Origin of the sequence: Bradyrhizobium sp. (assembly GCF_049798375.1) — a bacterium.
In the GTDB taxonomy this organism is placed as follows: Bacteria; Pseudomonadota; Alphaproteobacteria; order Rhizobiales; family Xanthobacteraceae; genus Bradyrhizobium.
In genome coordinates this window covers 1-1664 of the sequence record NZ_JBARGP010000699.1, presented here as the reverse complement: position 1 = coordinate 1664, position 1664 = coordinate 1, and the positions used below count along the sequence as shown (strand labels likewise).

Sequence of the window (1664 nt, the reverse complement as noted above, 5' to 3'; positions counted from 1 at the left end):
ACATGGGTTGGCGTCAGCTCTGGCGCGGTGAGCTTGCGTCCCCGTACGAAGCTGTAGAGCCCGGCCTGCTCGGCATGGTCGGAGGCGAGCGGCTCCGGTACCACGCGGATGCCGCGCGACCAGGCGTGGCTGATGAAGCTCCATTCGGCGCCGAGCCGGTCGCGGCTGTCGCGGGCATCCTTGAAATAGCGTTTCAAGACCAGAGGGCCGTCATCGGTGTCGAGCCGGAAGACCTGGTTGTTACGGCCGCCGGCGAGCCGCGTCAGCGCGCGGGGCGCATCCCGGCCGGCTTCCGCAGTGAGCCGCTGTGCCAGCGTCAGCAGCGCCGCGTCGGTCTCGGTGACGGTCTCAGGCGCGTTCACGGGCGAAATCCGCCGCGATTTCCGCCCAGGACGCGCGGCGGTCGAACTCGGCTGCCTTGCCGGCGAACTGGCTCTCGGGATCGAACAGGATCTTATGCATGCCGACAGGAAAGCCGCTCATGGCGAGAATTTCCGGCAGGTCGTCGATGAAGACCTCGCAGGCGAGCGTTTTGGCACGCGCGACCTTCTCATCCTTGGTCAGTTCGAAGAACACCCGTTCAGGCGCGATCTGCGTCGCACCCGAACCCATCAAATCGCGATCGGTCAGGAAGCCGCGCGCGGCCGCATGCATGTCGTGCTGCGGCCCGAGGATCGGATGCTTGGTCTTGTGGCTGACGATGAAGAGGTCGTGGCCAGCCTTGCGGGCCGCGGCAACGAATTCGGCAAAACCAAGGTAGGGCGACACCAGGTCCATGCGGGCGCCGTAGACATAGCCCTGCAGCTCGGTGAAATCGTCCTTGCGGCCGGAGCCGTTGAGGTGGTCGCGGACGCTGTTCTTGTCGCGCCCGAGATCAGCCGGGATCAGGCCGCGCTCCAGCGCGGCCGCATGAAACACGCCGTCATAGCAGGCGATCGTGTTGTCGAAGTCGATCCCGATCCGCATGGCCTGTTTGAACTCAGCGCAGCGACATGTCGATCAGCGGGCGGCCGACCTTGCCAGCGGCGAGGTCCTGCAACGCCTGATCGGCCTGGGCGAGGCTGTAGGGTTTGGACAGCAGATCCCGGACCGGGAAGCGGCCGGAACTCAGCAGCCGCCCATAACGTCCGTAATCGCGATCCGGGACGCTGTCGCCGCCCCAGGTGCCGAGCAGGCTCTTGCCCTGGTTGAAGACGCCCGGATTGAGCGGCAGCACCGCGCCATGCTTGGCATTGCCGATCACCACCGCACGGCCGCCCTGCTGGCGGGTGGCATTGATGGCCTGCTCCATCACGGCCGGGATGCCGGAGGATTCCACCGCGAGATCAACGCCCTGCGGCACGATCTTCTTAATTTCCGCCAGCACGTCGCCGGCCGAGTCGATGACATGGGTGGCGCCATAGATCTGCGCGAGCGCGCGACGCGTCGGGTTCGGATCGATGCCGATCACCGGCATGGCGCCGGCAAGCGCAGCCGCCATCAGCGCGTTGATGCCGATGCCGCCGGTGCCGAACACGGCAACCGCGTCGCCGGGCTGCACCTTCAGCACATTGTAGACCGCGCCCATACCGGTCGGCGCGGCGCAGCCGAGCAGCACCGCGACATCCATCGGCATGTCAGGCGGCAACAGGGTCAGGCGGTTCTCGCTGACCACAGCATGGCGC

The 1664-nt window shown here is 66.7% G+C and carries 3 protein-coding genes; all 3 read right to left on the bottom strand.

What is annotated here, in order from left to right; genetic code table 11:
• On the bottom strand, positions 1 to 362 hold a 362-nt coding region (locus WA702_RS27450; RefSeq protein WP_425113680.1), incomplete at its 3' end, for a phosphotransferase.
• Positions 349 to 966 (bottom strand): hypothetical protein, encoded by a 618-nt coding sequence (locus WA702_RS27445; RefSeq protein ID WP_425113679.1) that lies wholly within the window; start codon positions 964 to 966, stop codon positions 349 to 351. The genes WA702_RS27445 and WA702_RS27450, both read right to left, overlap by 14 nt.
• Before the next feature lie 13 nt (positions 967 to 979).
• The coding region (locus WA702_RS27440) for a zinc-binding dehydrogenase (protein WP_425113678.1) at positions 980 to 1664 on the bottom strand (685 nt) is incomplete at its 5' end.

Coding starts and splice junctions, on each gene's coding strand:
- WA702_RS27445 (WP_425113679.1), bottom strand. CDS start 966: ATGCGGATCGGGATCGACTTCGACAACACGATCGCCTGCTATGACGGC.